Raw genomic sequence first — 18,251 nt, forward strand, 5'->3', positions numbered from 1 at the left:
AACCATCAAGACCGCCATTCTGCTCGATCGGGGTCGTCACGGACCATAGGGCGGCGGATGTTGAGGCGATGTTGAGGATCCGCCCAGTCCGGCGGCAAGCGCTCGCGTGCCGCGCAAAGACCGGGGTGGCAAGCACCTTTGCGACACGGAGAGGTCGCCAGCCGAACGACCGCACGAATCCGTCCAGTGACTGGTGACGTTCACCGCGGAGACGCCGTACTGGCAGCCGGGGCCGGTGATCCCCACTGGTCACATGACGTCAACCCGAGCGGTGGGCCTCAACGTGCCACACGTGGAAGAAAAGATCATCTCTCTCTGACCTGCGAGAAGAGTACAGAGACCCAAGATAAGAGATGTTCCAGGGTCCGCAACTGCTCGCAATTGGCACCCAGCTGCTCCAGCACGACCGCGGTCATCATGTCCACCTCGTCACCGGCCGCCACTCGGGCTTACCCCTGCCGTCCCTGACCCCACCATCACCACGCGCCATGCCTCAGATCGTCCCAGACCGGCACCAGCCGCCCGTCGCACCTTCAGCACATCGAGACCCTAGGCCGCCTCCTCCCAGCACGGGATCCACTCAAGATCATCCCAATGTGGGTTTTGGGCTTATGTGGGCTGACCCCCCTTCGGGGAGGATCAGAGTGGCCGACGCTCAAGGCCCGCATGTCCAGCTCGGTGTGGCCGGAAGGGGTTGCAGACACGCAGCAGGCGGCGGTCGTGGCTGGCGCCCTATCGGTGCGCCGACATCGGAGACTCGGCCGTTGAACCGTCGGCGGCGTCCGCAAGACCCTCGCAGACGCCCAGCTCGCCGCCGCAGAGGGCAACCCCCGCTGACCAGCCCGACCGGCGACCCACGCGTACTGGCTGTGTCGCACACCGATCGCTAGCGGGGCGTCCCGTCGCGCTCGCTTCTTTGGGCGAGGCTCTGGAGTTGCCCTGTGTGCACGTCGCTCACCCATTCCCAGCCGGGCTTGGCCGATGGGCCGATCCGCGCGTCGTCGCTGGGATCCCGGCCGTCACGCAAGGCGTGCACGTACGCCCGATCTTGATTGATCCGTGCGCGTACCTGATCAGCTCCGCCGACGGACCCATGGCCAGGGACGACGACATCGACATCGTCCGCCACCTCCTCGAGCAGCCGCAGCGCCGTGAGGTAGTCCTCGATCGGGTCATTGGTGCTGTTGTCGAGCATCGGAATCAGGACATCAGAGAGCATGTCGCCGGCGATGAGAACCCCGCGTTCTTCGATCAACAGCGCCGCGTGGCCCGGGGCATGCGCTTGATGCTCGATGATCCGGATGTGAGGGCCGTCCCAAGGAATCTGCGCAGTTTCGGCGGGCAGGCCGGTGATGAGGCCGAGTAGGTCCAGCGGTACCTGCCCGGCGATTTCCGTCTCGAGCAGGTGGTCGGCGATGCGGGCCTTCGCACCTGCGTCCGACAGCAGATCTCGCATATAAGCCGCGCAGCGCGCCGTGCCGTAACGGGGCACCTCGCCGAGCCGGGCGTGCCAGAGCACGTGATCCCAATCCGGATGCGTCGAGAACCCTGCCACAACGGGCTGACCCAACTCGCGAAGGTCGTTCGCGAGGCAGTCGATCTCGGAGCCGGTCACCCCGGGGTCGATGAGCAACACACCGGCCCGGCCCTGCACCACAACGGCGTTGCTCTGCACGAACTCGCTCTCGTGGACCAGCACACCCTCCGCGACTTGCCTCAGCACGGGCACACCTCGCAGTTCAGGAACGTGACGTCGTCGGCGGGCGTGGCATCCTCGGGGTGGTGGGTGTATTCGTCGATCAGGCCCGGACGAGATGACATCCAGGTCATCCAGTCCGTGGTGTGGTTCGGCACTGCCACGAAGCCGTCCAGGGACATCGTGAAGTGCCAGAGCACCTTCCCGCCTGAGGTCTGCGGCTCAATGTCGTTCATTCGTCGCCTCCTGCGAATCTGCTCGCGGTTTGTGACTTGTCGAAGAGAGATGAGAGATGGCCCCAGTCCCCGTGCCCCCGGTCAGGAGCTCATCTGGATAGTTCGCCCCCGACCACTCAGCCTGGCAGGAATTGGTACACGCCGGTAAGGTCCGATCCTGTGGGGCGATTGAGGACCAATTCCGGGTCGGCCGAGGACCTGCTCATCGAGCTGGACCGCGACGCCGGGGTGCCACTGCACCGGCAGATCGAGGCATCCATCCGCGCAAGCATCCGGGCCGGCCGGCTGCGAGCGGGCGTGTCGCTGCCACCCACCCGCACCCTCGCGACCGGGCTCGGGGTTTCCCGCGGGGTGATCGTGGAGGCCTACCAGCAGCTCGTCGCCGAGGGCTACCTCGCCAGCCGATCGGGCGGTTACACCCAGGTCGCCGCGTCGATGCCACCGGCCGCCGCGGGCTCCGCGGCTTCGACGGCTCAGCCGGCCGCGCGCAGCGTCGGCTTCAGGGTCGACTTCGGGTACGGGCGCACCGACGTGTCGCAGTTCCCGCGGACTGCCTGGCTGCGCTCGGTTCGTACCGTGCTCACCACCACGCCCAACGACCGGTTCGCCTACCTCGACGGGCGTGGCGTTCCGGAACTGCACGAGGCCCTGTGCGACTACCTCAACCGGGTGCGCGGCACGCTGGCCGTCCCCGGCAACGTGGTGATCTGCAACGGCTACGGGCAGGGCATCGCGCTGCTGATCCAGGTGCTCGCGCGGCGCGGCGCCAGGCGGATCGCCCTGGAAGACCCGTCGTCCGACGACGACGCCCGGGTGCTGGCCGGGGCCGCGGGACTGGACGTGGTCGGCATCCCGGTGGGTCCGGACGGCGTTCAGGTCGACGCGCTCCATCGGGCCGACGCCGACGCGGTCGTGCTCACGCCGTCGCACCAGTGGCCAACCGGCGGGGTGCTGTCGGCGGCGGCCAGGGCCGAGGTGATCCGCTGGGCGAAACGCCGCGGCGCGATCGTGATCGAGGACGACTACGACGCGGAATACCGCTACGACCGCTCGCCGGTGGGCGCCATGCAGGGCCTCGCGCCCGATCACGTCGTCTACTGCGGTACGGCCAGCAAGACGCTCGCGCCGGGGTTGCGGCTCGGCTGGCTGGTGCCGCCTGCCCACCTGGTGACCGACGTCTCCACGGCCAAGGTGCTCGCCGACCGCGGTTCGTCGGTCATCGACCAGCTGACCTTCGCCGACTTCCTCGCCCGCGGCGAGTTCGACCGTCACCTGCGCCGGATGCGTCCGGTGTACCGGCGCCGCCGCGACGCGCTGCTGGACGCCCTGCGCACCCATCTGCCCGATCTGGAACCGGCCGGAATCGCCGCCGGGCAGCATGTGGTCGCCTGGCTCCCGCCCGACCTCGATGAGGCGGCGGTGGTGGCGGCAGCCGCCCGGCACGGGCTCGGCATCCAGGGCGTCGGGCCGTTCCGGATCGACGGTGCCGGGCCCGGTGGCCTGATCTTCGGCTACGCCATCCTCGGCGAGAGGGTCATCGCCGAGGGGGTCGCGCTGCTGGCGACGGCCATCCGGGAGGTACGACGATCCTGACGTGGCCCGTCACAGTGCCGGACGGATGTTCTGGTTCAGGTGGAACACGTTGGCCGGGTCGTACGCGGTCTTCACCGCGGTCAGCCGGGCCAGCTTCGCGGCCGAATACGCCCGCCGTACGCCGCGCTGCCCATCGGCCAGCTCGTCGGCCGTCAACGAGTTGACATACACCCCACTCGCGTACGGCTCGAGCGACGCACCGGCGGCGCGGGCGGCACCCATCCTGGTGTCGTCCTCGGCCGGGTCGGTCCAGCGGGAGCCGGCACCGAACTCGAACATCGTGCCGCGGTGACTGAACGCCGCGTCTGCCTCCGGGACATCGGCGATCGCGCCGCCGTGCGCCTGCAGGCCGACGCCCGGCAGGTCCAGGCTCGCGCTCAGGTCGGCGCCGCCGCGCAGCAGGAACGCCTCGATCGCCGCGGTGGGAAAGCTCCGCAGGTAGTTCCCCTTGGAATAGCGGCGGTAGGCGTGACCGCCGGTGGAGTCGTCGCGTTGCTGAAGTTCGAGGTAGGAGGGTGTGGTGACGCGCGACGCGACGGGACGCCCGAGCGCCCGCATCGCGGGCAGCAGCCGGCGGCCCTCGTCCGGGTCGCCGACCCACACGAACCCCAGCGTGGCGATCGGGCCGGCGGGACCGCTGCCGACGCTGGCGGTGAACGTCGCCTGCCGGGGCGCGACGGCGTTCAGGTCGCGCCAGCCCTCGATGACCGGGACGGCGTCCTCGGCGCGGAAGTCGAACTCGGCGACCAGCGTCCGCGTGCCGATGCGATGCAACTGGAACTCGAACTCGGTGACGATGCCGAAGTTGCCGCCACCGCCGCGCAGGCCCCAGAACAGGTCGGGGTTCTCGGTGCGGCTCGCGGTCACCACGTCCCCCTCGGCGGTGACCATCGTGTAGGAGACGACGTTGTCGCAGGCCAGGCCGTATTGGCGGGCCAGCCAGCCCATGCCGCCGCCGAGCGTGAGCCCGCCGACGCCGGTGTGCGAGACGTTGCCCGCGGTGGTCGCCAGGCCGTACGCCTGGGACGCCCGGTCCAGCGCGCCGAGCAGCGCGCCGCCCTGCACCCGGGCCCGGCGACGGGCCGGGTCGATCCGCACGCCCCCCATGAGCGTCAGGTCGATCATGAGACCACCGTCCGGCACGGCGAAGCCGGCGACGTTGTGGCCGCCGCAGCGCACGCCGATCTCCAGGTCCAGTTCCCGGGCCATCCGCACGGCGGCGACCACGTCGGCGACGCCCGCCGCGCGGACGATCATGCGTGGACGCCGGTCGACCATGGCGTTCCAGACGGTACGGGCGGTGTCGTAGCCGGCGTCGCCAGGCGTGAGGAGCCGGCCGTCGAAGCGGGTCGCTGTCGTTGCCATGCCACTCAGCCTGACAGGAATCGGTACACTGGATAAGGTCCGATCCTGTAGGCCAATTGAGGACCAATTCAAGGTCCGATCGAGGATCTGCTCATCGAGTTCGCACCCGGTGTCTGCCGGGCCTTCGCGCCCAGCGCGCTGGTCGAGATGGGGGCCGCGGCCGCGCAGCCGCAGATCACGGTGCGCAACCGCGCAACCCGCCGAGGGCTGGTTTCGGAACTCCCGGTCACGCACGGTCGCCTTTGGGCGCCTGGCTCGATTCTTACCGGCATCCCGTGGAGATAGTCCCTGAAGATGGTGCTCATCGCGTTCGGCGATGCCCTGCACACGCCGGTCCAGGTCACCCACCCCGAATGGTCCTGCGGGATCGACCACGACCCCGCAAAATCCGCCGAGCATCGCCGCCGCCTGGTCGAAGAACTGAGCCGCCCGACACCATCGGCTACGGTGGCCACTTCGCCGACGTGGTCTTCGGGCGGGCCGAACCTGGTCCCAACGGCCGGTTCACCTGGATTCCCGTCGCCTGACCGCCTGCCGCCGGCGGGCGCGGTCTCCGGAACGGGCCGCGCTCCTGTGTGCCGAAGGAGCAACCATGACCACCGGCCAGATCATCACGCGCCCGCGCCTGGGCGGTGTGCACCAGCACACCGGCAGCGCGACCCGCTTGGCCTCCACGGTGTCACTCCCGATGGACAGATCCAGTGCTAGCTCGGATGTCCTGCACCCGGTTGCCCGGCCACGATCGGTACACCGGCCACGACATCACTGGCCGCCTCCCCGCCGATCATGATACGGACGGCTTCCACCCATGCATCCACCGTGGCGTCGACGACCGCCGACGCCAGGCCTGGACAAGCACTCGAAGGCCGGGAAGGAGATCTCTCATGCTGTGGAGGAAGACGGTCGGTGCGCTGGCCTGTGTGCTGCTCGTGCTGACGGGGTGTGGGCCGGCGGGCACGGGCGACAATGCGGGAGGCGCGGGTACGGCCGAGCCAATGGTGCTCACCATGGTGAGCATCCGGGATGCCGCGGAGGTGGAGGACTTCGTCGCCCAGGTCGAGCGGTTGTCGGGCGGTGCGGTGCGGATCGAGGCCACGCGCCGCTGGCAGGCGAACGATCCGGAAGCCGAGGCCGGCCTGGTGCGGGAGGTGCGCGCCGGCACGTACACCCTGGGCGTTGTCGGAGCCCGGGTCTGGCACGGGCTCGGGGTGCGCTCCTTCGACGCGCTGCTGGCGCCGTTGGAGATAGCCGATCTCACGCTGGAGCAGGCCGTCCTGGGCGAGGCCGGGCTGACCTCGCAGATGCTTCAGGGACCCGCGGTGCTGGGGCTGGAGGGGATCGGCATCCTGCCCGGCCCGCTGCGCAGGCCCGCCCGCGTGGAACGACGCTTCCTCGGCCCGGCCGATTACAAGGGCGCGGGGATCGCCATCTCCGCCGGGGAAGTGGCGGCGCGCAGCCTGGCGGCATTGGGGGCCACGGCGGTGCCCTATGCGTTCGAGGGCGCGCCGGTGGACGGCTTCGACGGGGTGGAGCTGCAGATCGCCGCCGTGCGGGGCAACCGGTATGACGGGACGCTGCGGTCGCTGACAGCGGACGTGAGCCTGTGGCCGCGACCGCTCACGATCGTCGCAAGCCGCCACGCCCTCACCCCGGACCAGCGCGACCTGCTGCGCCGGGCCGCGCTGGCGGCGGTGCCGGAGAGCATCGAGTTCATCAGGTCCTTCGAGCAGGAGGCGATCGGCGCCCTGTGCCGGCGCGGTGCAATCGAACTGGTGACTGCCGGCCCCGAGCGGGTGCGGGAGCTGCGCGTCGCGTTCGCCCCGGTTTACACCTGGCTGGAGGAGGACCGCCAGACCAAGGACCTCCTCACCCACATTCGCGCGCTCCGCGACAGCACACCGGCCGAGACGGCCCCCGCCTGCCCGGCTTAAGGAAAGATCCCGTGGGCTCCTCTACGCCTCTTCGGCTTCTCTGGCTGCAGGACCTGAGCTTGTCGGCTGGGGCCAGAAGCCGGATGGCGTCGTACACCGCGGCGTGCGGGCGCCGGACTGGGCGGGGTCCGGGGTTGAGGAACAGCGGTACAGCCATTAGCGGTGAGAATGATCTTCATCGGCTTCGTCGTGTTCGCGGAGCATCCGCAGGACGGTCGCGGGTGAGGGATGTCGGCCCTTCTTCTTGCCCTTGGTGATGACGAGTTTGGCCGCGATCTCGCGCAGGCTGAGGTTCTTCTCGCGCAGGTGGAGGGCCAGGGAGAGCATGGCGTCGTCGGTGACGGTGGCGCCGCCGATGGTCTGGCCGCGGGTACGGGCTGACTCGTGGCCTTCCAGGGTGCGGTCGCGGATGTACTCGCGTTCCATGCCGGAAAGCGCGGCGAGCACGGTGAACACGATCCCGGACGGGTCGTGGTTGCCCTGAAGTTCGCCGGTGAGGAATTCCAGGGCGACGCCATAGGACTTGAGCTGCTCGGCGAGCTCAGCCAGGGCCAGGCCGCGTCCGAGGCGCTTGTGCTCGTGGACCACTAGCGTGACACCGAGGCTGGCGGCCCGCAGCTCCCGCGCGAACTCCACCGCACGGTCGAGCTCGGGACGACTGACGGCGCGGGTTGAGATCTTCTCGGAGAAGATCTTCGTCACGCCCGCGGCGGTGAGAGAGTCGAGCTGGGTGTCGAGCGACTGCCGGGCTGTGGACGCGCGAGCGTACCCGATCCGGACGTGCCCGCTCAGCTCGGCCCCGGAGCTTGCGGGGCGGGGCAGTTCGACCCACGGAGTGCCCGGCTTGCGGATCGGGGGGGTGACAACCGTCAGGGCCTTGGCGAGCGAGGGGACGAGGCGGAACCGGGCGGTGTGGTAGTTGATCGCCACCCTGCCCTTGCTGGTCCGGCAAGGTGACCCGGCGGGCGCGGCACAGCTGGACATGGGGCAGCCGTGGGTTTCCACGCTGAGGTACCCGTCATTCACCCGGCGAGTGTTTCATGGGGTCGTTTCATGTGGCTACAGTTTTGAAACGACCTATGAAACGGCGAATGCCCTGTTCGTGATCTCCGGTGAGAACTGTTTCATGTGTGCTCGTCTATGAAACGCCCGCCGGGATCGACCGGAAGTGATCTCGCGGGCCCAGCCTTCAGCCGACCGGTTCTGTGGGACGAGATCTTCCGGGGCCCGCGATCCAGTTTTAGTAGTACTGATGCATCAGGTTGGTTGCCCAGGGGGCTTGCCGTACCTCGTCCTGCGGCGCGAACTCGCGGAGGTACGGTTTGATGTCCAGCACCGGCGTGCCATCCAGGGCGTCAAGATCGGCCACGTGAAGCGCGCGCCCAGGGCCCGATAGTCCTATGACGTCGGCGCGGCCCCGCCAACCCCGGAGACTCTGATGTGCTGATGTCCTACCCGGCGGGCAGGATGGGCGCGGGAGGTACAGATGAGCGACATCGCGGACGTTCCACCCGCCGTTGTGGGCCGGCTCCGGGTGATCTGCGGGGAGCTGCCCGAGGCGTACGAGGAGCCGGCGTGGATCGGCCTGCGGTGGCGGATTCGCCGGCGGACGTTCCTGCACGTCTACACCACCGACGTGAGGGGGTCGGCCTACATCGATCTGGACGATCCGGCCATCCTGATGACCTTCCGGGCGCCGCCCGGGGAGTTGGCCGCGCTGGCGCATGCCGGCCCTCCGTTCTTCCGGGCCGACTGGGGTGTGAATGTCGTGGGAATGGTGCTGGACGACGAGACGGACTGGGTCGAGGTTGCCGAGCTGGTGACGGACAGCTATCGCGTGCAGGCGCCCCGCCGCCTCGCGTTCCGGCTGAAGGCAGGTGGATGAACCGCCGGGTACCTCCCCACGTTGCACCATATCCAGGTTCGGTGCTGAGAAACATTCCTATTCACGGTGGGATAGGTCGGGTTGCCGACTGGCCAGAGATATTTCAGGAGACGATTCCGATGACGACATCACCCAGTGCCGCATGCTCCGGCCGTCTGGCCGGATTTGCGGGTGCAGTTCATTCCGGGCGTGATCGCCTTCGCAGGTCCACCGCGGCGTGACATCGAGGAAGACCTCGCGTCGTTCGTTGGGGAAGCCCGCATTGCTGGTCTTTCCGTAGCCGGTCGTGACTACCTCGCCGGTCGGCACCGCGCCCTGGCTGGGCAGCGCGGGTGCGATGAGGGGCTCCGACAGCAAGATGGGCTGGTCAAGCGCAGGATCGCGAGATCGCCGTCCATTGCCGGGACGCGCCTTCACTCGGTTCGGGCACCGGCCTCGAGCACGGTGAGGTCGCGGACCGCATACCGGTGATGCTCGGCCTCTTCCTTGCACACCACCGTGAGGCAGCGGCGCACGACGTACTCCCGGTCCGGATATGGGTCCGCCGGCTTGCGACCACACACCCGATCGAGCACGGCCTCGGTGAGCTCGTCGACGACCCGGCGCATCGTGGCCATGCGGGCGAGCCGCGGCGCGAGTACCTCGTCGAGCGTCGGGGTGGCATCGAGGGTGAGCCCGAGCTTCGCCGATGCTTCGGCCGGCATCCCGCCGCTAGGAAGGCCCAACGGGTGGTACGGCGCGTCCTCCTCGAGCACGGCGTTGCCGATCCAGGCATCGCTGGCCATCAGCAGATGCCGCTGCGTCTCGACGAACGACCACTCGCCGTCGACCTGCTCGTGCAGCTTCGCCTCGGGTAGGCGCCTGGCGCGGTCGAGCGTCTCCTCCCATTGCTTCTCGATGGCATCCCAAGCGGCCCGGTATTCGGCGGCGGACGTGGCCTCACGGGCCAGCACCCGGTTGGGATGCAGCCGGTCGAGCTCGGCCTCGACGTAGGCGGTCACGTCGACGTCGTTGACAACGACACGCTCGAAGCCGCCACCGAGGGAGACGTTGCCCCCATAGCAGTCCACGATCTTCAGGCCGGTGACGTCGCAATCGCGAATCTCGAGGCCGGAGAGGTCGCTCAGGTGGATGCGGGCACCACGGAACTGGTCACTTTGGGTGTACTCAGCAGGCATTGGGACAGTTTCCCGTATCCGTCCCGCCCGTGCCAGTGAATGGCACAACGTGAGGGTTGCGTGTTGCGTCCGGGTGGGGGAGTGCGGGATCGAGCATCTTGGCGAGCGCTCGACGATCGATCTTGCCCGCACGGTTGAGGGGGTCGGAGTGATTTGGAACGAAATCCCGATCCTGGACAAGGTCGGACGGGGTCGCCATGATCACGAATTTGGCGGCTGGGCGCATGCCTCTTACTTACGACCCCTCATGGGCGGGTTAAGGCCTGCAATCAGCCCTCGTCTTCTTCGTGCTGGGAGGGGTCTCGTAGCGGGCGAAGGCCTTCGCCGGGCTGGGAGGCGATGAAGTTGTAGCGGCCCAGCGTGTTGATGTGCTTATAGCCGAGGGGTGAGAGCCGGGCCACGTCCTCGTCGAGCACTTCTCGGTCTTTGGGCGGATGGGCACGCAGCTGTTCCACGGCGGCATCCAGGTAGCGGCTGTTCCACAGGACAATCGCGTTCAGGATCAGGCCGAGGGATCCGAGCTGATCCTCCTGGCCCTCACGGTACGCCTGGTGGATACGGCCGCGCCGACCGTGGCAGATCTCCCGGGCCAGCGTGTGGCGGGCTTCTTGGATAGTGAGCTGCCGGTTGACCCGGCGCCGGTAGGTGTCATCGACCGGATCGATCACGGCGAGGAGATGGAGAGTCTTGGCGATGCGGCCGTACTCCTCGAAGGCCTGCCCGAGCGGCGTGGGGCGGCCTTCGCGGCCGAACATGCGCAGCAGGTCATAGGCGCGGACCTGGTTGGTGATCAGCGACCCGGCCACGCGCAGCATGTCCGGCCACCAAGTGATGATCTTCTTAAGGTTGATCTTGTTGCAAGCTAGCGCGTCCACTGGGCCGTAGCTGCCACGGGCTTGGTCGGGCAGGTCGGCGTACCAGAACCGCTGGTCGACCAGGTCGGCGAAGCGAGGTGAGAAGCGGTAGCCGAGGATGTCGAACAGGCCGAAGACCATGTCGGAATAGGAGGCGTTGTCGGTGGTGACCAGCTCCGGCTTGATGCCGCCGTCCAGGTTCAGCAGGGTGTCGAGAATGTACAGGCTGTCGCGCGGGGTGCCGGGCACCACCATCTGCCCGATCCCGGACACCTGGTCGTTGATCGCGTTGAGCCAGGTGAGTCCGCGCTTGAAGTGGAAGTACTTCGGCGACGGCCCGGTGTTGATGCTGCGTTTGGGCACGACGAAGCGCAGCCCGTCGACCGAGGCGAGCAGCCCGCCGCCCCAGCCGTTCACAATGGGCACCTCGCTGTGGGCCTGGATGAGCAGCGCGTTGGCCGCCGCCAGAGTCTCACCGCGCAGGTAGTACTGGTCCGCATGCGCCAGCCGGTCCCGCGTCAGTGCCCGCACATTCGAGTTGATCACCGGAGACAGGCCGATGTTGCAGGCCTCGCTGGTCAGCAACGCCACCAGCGAGGTAGCCAGATCCTCCATCCGAGTGGAGCCATCGGCGGCGTGGACGAAGGCGTCCAGGAATCCGGTCCAGGAGTGCACCTCGAACAGCAGATCCGGCAGATCGATGCGGGGCAGCATCGCGGCGGTCGTCGCCCGTAGCCAGCGCAGCATCTCGCTTTCGCCCAGCGCGCCGAGCCGCTCCACGTTCAGCTTGGGGCGTCCCCTCTCCGGGACCACGATGGAGATTTTGGCCTCTTCGCCCGCTTCCTCTAGTCGGTCGGCCATCTGCCGCCAGGCGGCATCCAGCACGTGCACCCGCTCAGCCAGATGCTCGATCACCGGGACCTCCAGTCCCAGACCCGCCAGGACGTCTTCGCGGACCGCCTGCCACTGCGCTCCGTCCAGCAGCCGGGCGCGAGGATCGGACCAGCGGTGCGAGGGTGAGGCGAAGATGTCACGCCGCAGCAGCGCCCGCATGAGCTGCTCCAGCACGCACATCACATAAGCATCGCGATCGACCGACCCGGCCAGCAGGTCGGGGTTGGCGTACACGGCGCGCCGCCACATCGGCGGCACCAGCTTCTCATCGATCTCCTTGGGCAGCAGCGCCCGCTGCTTCACCTTGCGGCGGGCCAGCGCAGGCAGCCGCCGTACCGCGGCCAGCACCCGCTTGCCGCCGGAGGCGGCGCCCAGCGCCGGCGACTCACCCAGCAGCGTCAGGAACGGTCGGACCGTGTTGTAGCGGTCGGTCAGCGCACGTCGCATCGCACTGTCGCCGCCATCGTCTTCTGGGCTGATCAGAGATTCGACCTGCTCGAGCGCCTGATGTACCTCGGCGCGTGAGGCTACGGTCGCCACCGCCGCCCACAACGCGGCGACATCCAGGTCCGTCTGGGTCTCCTCCACCGCCTGCAGCCGCTCGATCAACACCCGGGAAGCCCTCGCCAGGATCCGGGAGGCTCTCTCCAATTTCGGCAGCATGGCCAGGCGCTCCTTGTCGGTCCCGCGCCGGGCCGGGTTGATCAGCTTGGTGGACATCAGCAGCGCGAACAGATCCAGCGCGTCGTCGATGGCCATCGCTTCCAGGTGACGCACCAGGGTGCACACCAGCGCGGTGCGCTTGGGCTCGCTGGGCCGTCCCAGGTTGGAGGTCTTGCTGTTCATCGCCTGCCGAGCCAGTGCCGACAGTCTGTTCGGCGGCACATGCGCGAGCTTGAGCCGTCCCAGGTCGAAGGCGGAGATCTCCTCTACCCGATGCAGCGCCTTGGCCAGGCTGCTGCCGGAGTTGCGAGTCGGTGGTTTCCGCAGCCGCTCCAGATCCGACCATCGCTTGCCTTCCGGGATCTCCAGCAGTGCGAGTAGCTGGCCGGGCAGCGCCGGATCCACCTGGCGGGTGGCCTTGGCGACCGTCGCGTGCAGCCGGCTCTCCGCTGCCTTGCGGACCTCGGAGACCTGCCGGGCCAGCACATGGACGCCGGGTAAGAGCACCCGATGCCGGCGCAGCCAGCCCACCGCGTGGTCGAACAGAGCGACCGGTCCCTCGGCGTGGATCCACGCCCGGCCGTGGAGGAAGGTCCGGAATTTCCGGCCCATCTCGTGATCCTCGTACACCTTGTAGCCGTAGGCGTCGCGAATCTCCCACGCATGCTCGTAGGCCGTCTGCTTGCGGCGGGTATACGCTTTCACCCACGAGGGATCGGCGATGTCGAGTTGCTCGGCCAGGTACTCCACCACCGGCCACGGCACCTCCAGCGGATCCTCCAAGAACAGCCCGACGTAGCGAACCGTCGTCAGTTGGAGAGCGAACCCGAGCTGGTGCGAGCGCGTGCGGCGCAACGCGATCAAGTCCCGGTCGACATCGTCCAGATAGAAGAACCGCTCCAGCTCCGACCGCATCGGCACCTCGGCGAACGTCCCATACGCCGCAGCCTGCTCATCCGTCAGAAACTCAACCGGCATGAAGCGGACGATAGCTACCTGATCGGCTGGTTCGTCCGCATCGTGATCGAACTGTAGTGCTCACGACCAGCGAAAACGCCAAGATCATTCTCACCGCTAATGGCTGTACCGCTGTTCCTCAACCCCGGGGTCCTCCAGGAAAGCTCAAGAAGCGCTGCGGTACAGGTCCCGTCTCTTGGGCAACTGCTCGAGGCCGGCCGACTGGTAGGTGGCGACGGCGCTGACGTTGGAGCTCGGCGTGCACACGTCCACGCTGGACGAACCCAATTCCTGGAGTGTGCGCGCTGCGGCGACTGTGATCGCTTTGCCGTAACCGTGACGGCGGTGTGCCCGGTGCACGCCCATCGGCTCGATCAGCCCGGGCTTGCCTTCACCCGCCGACCACACCGTCACGGCCGCCACCGCCTCGCCCTGCTCGTTGCGAGCGAGCAGGCACCGCGCGTCGACGTACGGCGCACCTGCCGCCATCGCGTGCCAGCGCTCGTCGGTGAACGTGGACCCGTCGAACGACGCCCGCAGGATCGCGGCCCACTCGTGCGCCTGTTCCGGGCCGATCACCTCGACGCGTACGCCGGGATCCGGCACAGGCGTGCCGAGGTCGCGCCGAAGCGGTGTCCACGGCTCGCCATTCTCCCAGCCGTCCTTGAACAACAGGTCCTGGACCAGCGCACCCATCGTCGCCTCGACGTACACCTCGCCCTCGGGCAGCACACCACGCTCAAGCGCCGAAACATCCTCGACCACCTGCTGCGCCAACTCCTCGTCCCGCAACACCTCCGGCGCGAACGCCAATCGCAGCAACTGCGCACCATCCAGCAGCCCGACCGCCAGAACCTCCCCAGCCCGGCTCCAGATCCGCAAAGCCTCCGCCGTCCGCTCCGCGCCGAATCGCCAGAACCACCCCACATCCCCCGGATGCAACTGCACGGGCCCTCCGTCGTACTGCCACTCCCCCAACACCCGCACCACGTCACGGAGCCCGTCGACCCCCGGCCTGCCCATCTCGATCGCCATCCCCCGATCACACACCACCCCACCGACCCTCCGCACCGGAATTTCCCGTCGGCGGTCACTCTGAACAACGGCGTGCAGATGCCGATCCTCGGCTTCGGCGTTTTTCAGGTCCCCGCCGACCAGACCGAGCAGGTCGTCACCGATGCTCTGGCCGCCGGCTACGGGCCTGTCCAGAAACCCGTACAGTCCCTTCGGCGACACCGAACCACCGCTGCAAGGCTGCCCGGAGTGTTTCGATCTCCATGGGATCTGGCCGGGGTGATGCGGATGCCCAGGCCACATAGCAGTCCGGTCGAAGGAGCAGGGCGGTGGGCGCGGGGGCCTGGGAGCGCGCCGCGACGATATCGACCTGGTCGTGGCGCAGGGCAAGTGTCTCCGCTAGCGATGCTCCTTCGGTCAGGTCGAGCAGCAGGGGACGTGCGGTTCTGGTCAGCTCGGCCAGCCGGACCGGACCCGCCGGGGTGTGCAGTTCCATGTCCGGGGCGAACCGGCCGACCAGCGGGTGCGCCTCGCGTCCGCCCATGGCGTAGCGGACGTCGGCGCCCGCGGTGAGTTCGGCCAGGCGCTGCACGGTGCTCGGGTCGCGGAGCAGTTCGGTGAACACCTCGCGCAGTCCGGTGACATCGCTGCCGGGGGCGATCAGGGCCGCCTGTGCCTGCGCGTTCAGCACCATGCGCTGGGCGGCCGATCGCCGCTCTGTCTCGTAACTGTTCAGCAGTCCGGACGGGGCGCTTCCCCGGATCTCGGCGGCGAGTTTCCAGCCGAGATTGACCGCGTCCTGCAGGCCGAGGTTGAGCCCTGGACCGCCCCCCGTGGCGGCGTACACGTGGGCGGCGTCACCGATCAGGAACACCCGGCCGTCGGCGAACCGTTCGGCGACCCGGGTGTTACCGCCGGTCAGCCGGCGCAGCGCGTGCGGTCCTTGGCCGTCGGGCGGACCAAGCGGCACGTCGACGCCGAGCACGCGGCGGATGCTCGCCCGCAACTCGTCGAGGCTCATCGGAGCGTCCGTCGTGGGCTGGTCCCACTCTGTGGTGCTGACCAGCGGCGGGTGGCCAGGCATCGGCGCGTAGGAGAACCCTCCGCGCTCGGTGCGATGGGGCATGAACGGGGAAACAGCGCCATAGCCGGGCACGTTCAGCGCACCGGTCGCAGGATCGACCCAGTCCGCCGGGACCGTCGCATGCGCTGAGCGCACGGTCATCCGGTCGTAGGTGATGCCGGGGAATCCGATGCCGGAGAGCTTGCGCGTGGTGCTGTGGGCTCCATCCGCGCCGATAAGGTGCCGAGCCCGCAGGTGGTAGGCCCCGCCCGGACTCGCGACGTCGATGGTGACCGCGTCGTCGTCCTGCGACAGGCCGACGACCTCATGTCCCCGCCGGATCTCCACGCCCAGTTCGATGGCGCGCTCCTGCAGAACCTGCACGATGCGTCGCTGTGGCACCGGCAGGGCATAGATGGGGCTGTCCTCCAGCAGGCTCAGGTCCAGGCCCATCGCGCCGAACATGAAGTACGTGGAGTTCGGCTGCGGCGGTTCTGGGCTACCACTGAGACGTTCACACAGCCCCCGGCGGTCGAGCATTTTCACGACCTGGCCGAGCAATCCGTTCGCCTTCGGTTCCTCGCTCGGCTCCGGCAGCCGCTCCAGCACGACCGGCCGGACCCCTGCCAGGCTCAGTTCGCAGGCCAGCATCAGCCCGTTCGGACCGCCGCCGGCGATGACGACATCTGTGATCATGTGTACTCCTTTGTTCGCCCGCAAAAGGGGCAGGACGGATGAAGCGCTGAAGCGCCCGGCAGGCGGGCGGTGGCCGGTGCGGCTCGCTGGGGAGTGCGGTCTTCAGCCGCAGTAGTACTCGGCGAGGGCGGTGAAGGCAGCCTTGGGTTCCCAGGGCATGTCGGGGTAGGTGTCCCCGCGGCGGTCATCGAGGACTTTGACGATGCCGGGGCTGGCCAGGTCTAGGTCGTCGCGGGGATCGCCGTCGGGGCGGTGCGGAAAGTTGTTGAGCGCGAAGACGAAGACGAAGGCGCTGTCGACACCCGCGGCGTCGTAGATCTCCAGCAGCTCGCGCACGTACGTGGCCTGGCCGGCCTCGTCGCGGACGTACTCGCTATTCAAACGGACCGGCGCGCCGGTCTCCTGATCGAATTCGAGGACCTCCAGAACGCGGCCGCCCCTGTCGCCCGCACCGCGGTAGGCGGCGGTGCCGAACTCGGTGATCGCGACCGGCTTTCCCTGCGCGACGAGCGTACGGACGCCCTCGGCGAACTGGTCGGCGACCTCGGCCGACCGGTAGAGATCCACGCCCACGATGTCGAAGGGTGCCCAGTCGACGCGCTCGAGCGGGATGGCGGCGTACGTGATCCGGCCGCCGAATCGCTCGCGAACGAGGGCGACCGCGCCGGCGAGGAAGTCGTTGACCCGTGCGCTGAGCTCGCCGACCCGCTCGGCCAGGCGATCCCGCTGAGTCAGCAGTCCGAGCCTGTCCTCCTGGGTGTCGCCTGGTAAAAATCCCTTGTTCATCAGGCTCAGCTCGGCGCCGGCGACGAACACGACCTCGGCGCCCCGCCGCCGGATCCGCTCCGCCCGCTCAGCGCAGTCGGCGAACAGCGACAGCGTCTCCTCGGCGGTCAGTTCGAGGGGGTAGGGCGAGAACCAGACCTCCAGGCCGAGGTCGGCGGCGTACGTCGCGGCCAGTTCCAGCCGCTCGGGATCACCGCCGATAACGCGGACCGCGGTGCAGTGCAGGTCGTCCCGGATGATCTCCAACTCACGCTTGACCACGTCCGGCTCGAAGCGCTCACGGGAGAACCCGCCATTGCGGACGAAACCGGTGTCGTAGCTGATGCCCTTGGCCCTCATTGAATTGATCCTTCCTGTGGGATGAGGACGCCCAGGCTAAGAAGAAAAATGCGTGCACGCAAATTTGCGTACACGCATCAAAACTGGAATGCTGAGACGGTGACGACGAGACGGACGGGGCTGCGCGAACAGAAGAAGCAGGCCACCCGAGAGGCCTTGCGCGCGGCGGCCCTGCGGCTGGCTCTTGAGCGTGGACCGGACAACGTGCGTGTCGATGACATCGCCGAGGCCGCCGGCGTCTCACCGAGGACGTACAACAACTACTTCTCGAGCCGCGAACACGCGATCGTCGCCGCCGTCGCCGGCGAACGGGAAGCGCGAGTCGCGGCGGCGGTGGCCGACCGGCCCGCCGGCGTCGGCCTCGCCGACGCCGTTATCGAGGCGATCGTGGATCAGTACACCGCCCCGGACGAATCCGGCCGGGACGCGTTGCTGCTGATCATCACCCGCCCCGCGCTGCGCGACGCATTCGTCGAAACCACTACCGCGATCGAACATCCCCTCACCGACGCGATCGCCGAACGTCTCGGCGATGGTGACCCGCACACCGCACGGGTGCTCGCGGCGAGCGTGGCCGCCGCAGTTCGCGTGGCGATCGAGCAGTGGCTGCAAACGACTGCCTCGTCCTCCGCAATCAGTGGGCTCGTCGTGCCGTCTGGCTCGCTGCCGGACCTCCTTCGCACCACGCTCGCACCCCTCACACCCGCACTCGACGCCGCCGAGCAACGAGCGCTCCGCTGCCGGCATCAGTGAACTCCCTGCCTCAAGGAAACGGCGTCCCAACATCTGCCGCTGAATCGTCGCTGGCGCGCAGGAAGCCCGCCGAACAGCACCAATCAGACCGCGCCCGCCCTCGTGCGACTATGACGCCTGATATGTGACAGAGACCTCAAATTCTGTGTCACAGGTTGCCGCGGCCTCAACCGTGTTCGTCATGAAGGGGTGGTTGATGGCTGCTCGCATGGCCTCGGCCACCCATCCGCGTCAGAGCTAATGAACCAGTCCCGGTCCGAAACACCTATCAGCCGCGGGTAGTTTGATCACCCGTTGGAAGAGGTTGGAGCAGGTGGCAGGACCACAGCAGGACCCCAAGCAGTCCCC

The 18,251-nt window shown here is 68.2% G+C and carries 14 protein-coding genes; 4 read left to right on the plus strand and 10 right to left on the minus strand.

The features are described from left to right. Positions 1-886: 886 nt before the first annotated feature. Together ACTWQA_RS56000 and ACTWQA_RS56005 are read right to left on the minus strand one after the other, a co-directional pair. Positions 887-1,699, minus strand: coding sequence for an MBL fold metallo-hydrolase (locus ACTWQA_RS56000; RefSeq protein WP_443166955.1), 813 nt, complete (start codon positions 1,697-1,699; stop codon positions 887-889). A gap of 17 nt (positions 1,700-1,716) precedes the next feature. Further along, positions 1,717-1,932 carry a hypothetical protein gene (locus tag ACTWQA_RS56005; RefSeq protein WP_443166956.1) on the minus strand — a complete coding sequence of 72 codons (216 nt, stop codon included), beginning with the start codon at positions 1,930-1,932 and terminating at the stop codon, positions 1,717-1,719. A gap of 168 nt (positions 1,933-2,100) precedes the next feature. Here ACTWQA_RS56005 and pdxR point away from each other — a divergent pair, with 168 nt between their 5' ends. Continuing rightward, on the plus strand, positions 2,101-3,525 hold the full coding sequence (pdxR, locus tag ACTWQA_RS56010) for a MocR-like pyridoxine biosynthesis transcription factor PdxR (protein ID WP_443166957.1): 1,425 nt from the start codon (positions 2,101-2,103) through the stop codon (positions 3,523-3,525). 9 nt (positions 3,526-3,534) lie between these two features. Here pdxR and ACTWQA_RS56015 read toward each other — a convergent pair whose 3' ends face one another. Further along, positions 3,535-4,890 carry an FAD-binding oxidoreductase gene (locus ACTWQA_RS56015; protein WP_443166958.1) on the minus strand — a complete coding sequence of 452 codons (1,356 nt, stop codon included), beginning with the start codon at positions 4,888-4,890 and terminating at the stop codon, positions 3,535-3,537. 884 nt (positions 4,891-5,774) lie between these two features. On the opposite strand from ACTWQA_RS56015, the gene ACTWQA_RS56020 reads away from it, so the two are divergent. Beyond that, positions 5,775-6,821 (plus strand): hypothetical protein, encoded by a 1,047-nt coding sequence (locus ACTWQA_RS56020; RefSeq protein ID WP_443166959.1) that lies wholly within the window; start codon positions 5,775-5,777, stop codon positions 6,819-6,821. 156 nt (positions 6,822-6,977) lie between these two features. On the opposite strand, the gene ACTWQA_RS56025 is transcribed toward ACTWQA_RS56020, so the two are convergent. Both ACTWQA_RS56025 and ACTWQA_RS56030 read right to left on the minus strand, forming a co-directional pair. Continuing rightward, entirely contained in the window at positions 6,978-7,847 is an 870-nt protein-coding gene (locus ACTWQA_RS56025; RefSeq protein WP_271217648.1) for a recombinase family protein, read from the minus strand. 214 nt (positions 7,848-8,061) lie between these two features. Then, complete coding sequence (locus ACTWQA_RS56030; protein ID WP_443166967.1) at positions 8,062-8,307, minus strand: TrmO family methyltransferase domain-containing protein; 246 nt, start codon at positions 8,305-8,307, stop codon at positions 8,062-8,064. Between ACTWQA_RS56030 and ACTWQA_RS56035 the strand changes: the two genes are divergently transcribed. Further along, positions 8,308-8,706 (plus strand): MmcQ/YjbR family DNA-binding protein, encoded by a 399-nt coding sequence (locus ACTWQA_RS56035; RefSeq protein ID WP_443166960.1) that lies wholly within the window; start codon positions 8,308-8,310, stop codon positions 8,704-8,706. Positions 8,707-9,119: 413 nt separating this feature from the next. Here ACTWQA_RS56035 and ACTWQA_RS56040 read toward each other — a convergent pair whose 3' ends face one another. The 5 genes from ACTWQA_RS56040 to ACTWQA_RS56060 form a co-directional block, all read right to left on the minus strand. Next, positions 9,120-9,884, minus strand: a complete 765-nt coding sequence (locus ACTWQA_RS56040) for a DinB family protein (protein WP_443166961.1) — start codon at positions 9,882-9,884, stop codon at positions 9,120-9,122. Between the two features lie 269 nt (positions 9,885-10,153). Next, positions 10,154-13,273, minus strand: a complete 3,120-nt coding sequence (locus tag ACTWQA_RS56045) for a Tn3 family transposase (RefSeq protein WP_443166962.1) — start codon at positions 13,271-13,273, stop codon at positions 10,154-10,156. A 144-nt stretch (positions 13,274-13,417) separates the two neighbouring features. Next, a complete protein-coding gene (locus ACTWQA_RS56050) occupies positions 13,418-14,287 on the minus strand; it encodes a GNAT family N-acetyltransferase (protein WP_443166963.1) in 870 nt (289 codons plus the stop codon). 136 nt (positions 14,288-14,423) lie between these two features. Next, positions 14,424-16,025 (minus strand): FAD-dependent oxidoreductase, encoded by a 1,602-nt coding sequence (locus ACTWQA_RS56055; RefSeq protein ID WP_443166964.1) that lies wholly within the window; start codon positions 16,023-16,025, stop codon positions 14,424-14,426. A 102-nt stretch (positions 16,026-16,127) separates the two neighbouring features. Continuing rightward, positions 16,128-17,150 carry a hypothetical protein gene (locus ACTWQA_RS56060; RefSeq protein WP_443166965.1) on the minus strand — a complete coding sequence of 341 codons (1,023 nt, stop codon included), beginning with the start codon at positions 17,148-17,150 and terminating at the stop codon, positions 16,128-16,130. 48 nt (positions 17,151-17,198) lie between these two features. Here ACTWQA_RS56060 and ACTWQA_RS56065 point away from each other — a divergent pair, with 48 nt between their 5' ends. Continuing rightward, entirely contained in the window at positions 17,199-17,903 is a 705-nt protein-coding gene (locus tag ACTWQA_RS56065) for a TetR/AcrR family transcriptional regulator (protein WP_443166966.1), read from the plus strand. Positions 17,904-18,251 lie beyond the last annotated feature (348 nt).

Origin of the sequence: Nonomuraea sp. 10N515B, from assembly GCF_052245915.1 — a bacterium.
Taxonomy (GTDB): Bacteria; Actinomycetota; Actinomycetes; order Streptosporangiales; family Streptosporangiaceae; genus Nonomuraea.

Bases quoted from the DNA above. Each gene is read 5' to 3' on its own strand.
- ACTWQA_RS56005 (WP_443166956.1), bottom strand. From the start codon at position 1,932: ATGAACGACATTGAGCCGCAGACCTCAGGCGGGAAGGTGCTCTGGCAC.
- ACTWQA_RS56015 (WP_443166958.1), bottom strand. From the start codon at position 4,890: ATGGCAACGACAGCGACCCGCTTCGACGGCCGGCTCCTCACGCCTGGC.
- ACTWQA_RS56020 (WP_443166959.1), top strand. From the start codon at position 5,775: ATGCTGTGGAGGAAGACGGTCGGTGCGCTGGCCTGTGTGCTGCTCGTG.
- ACTWQA_RS56035 (WP_443166960.1), top strand. From the start codon at position 8,308: ATGAGCGACATCGCGGACGTTCCACCCGCCGTTGTGGGCCGGCTCCGG.
- ACTWQA_RS56040 (WP_443166961.1), bottom strand. From the start codon at position 9,884: ATGCCTGCTGAGTACACCCAAAGTGACCAGTTCCGTGGTGCCCGCATC.
- ACTWQA_RS56045 (WP_443166962.1), bottom strand. From the start codon at position 13,273: ATGCCGGTTGAGTTTCTGACGGATGAGCAGGCTGCGGCGTATGGGACG.
- ACTWQA_RS56050 (WP_443166963.1), bottom strand. From the start codon at position 14,287: ATGGCGATCGAGATGGGCAGGCCGGGGGTCGACGGGCTCCGTGACGTG.
- ACTWQA_RS56055 (WP_443166964.1), bottom strand. From the start codon at position 16,025: ATGATCACAGATGTCGTCATCGCCGGCGGCGGTCCGAACGGGCTGATG.
- ACTWQA_RS56060 (WP_443166965.1), bottom strand. From the start codon at position 17,150: ATGAGGGCCAAGGGCATCAGCTACGACACCGGTTTCGTCCGCAATGGC.
- ACTWQA_RS56065 (WP_443166966.1), top strand. From the start codon at position 17,199: ATGCGTGCACGCAAATTTGCGTACACGCATCAAAACTGGAATGCTGAG.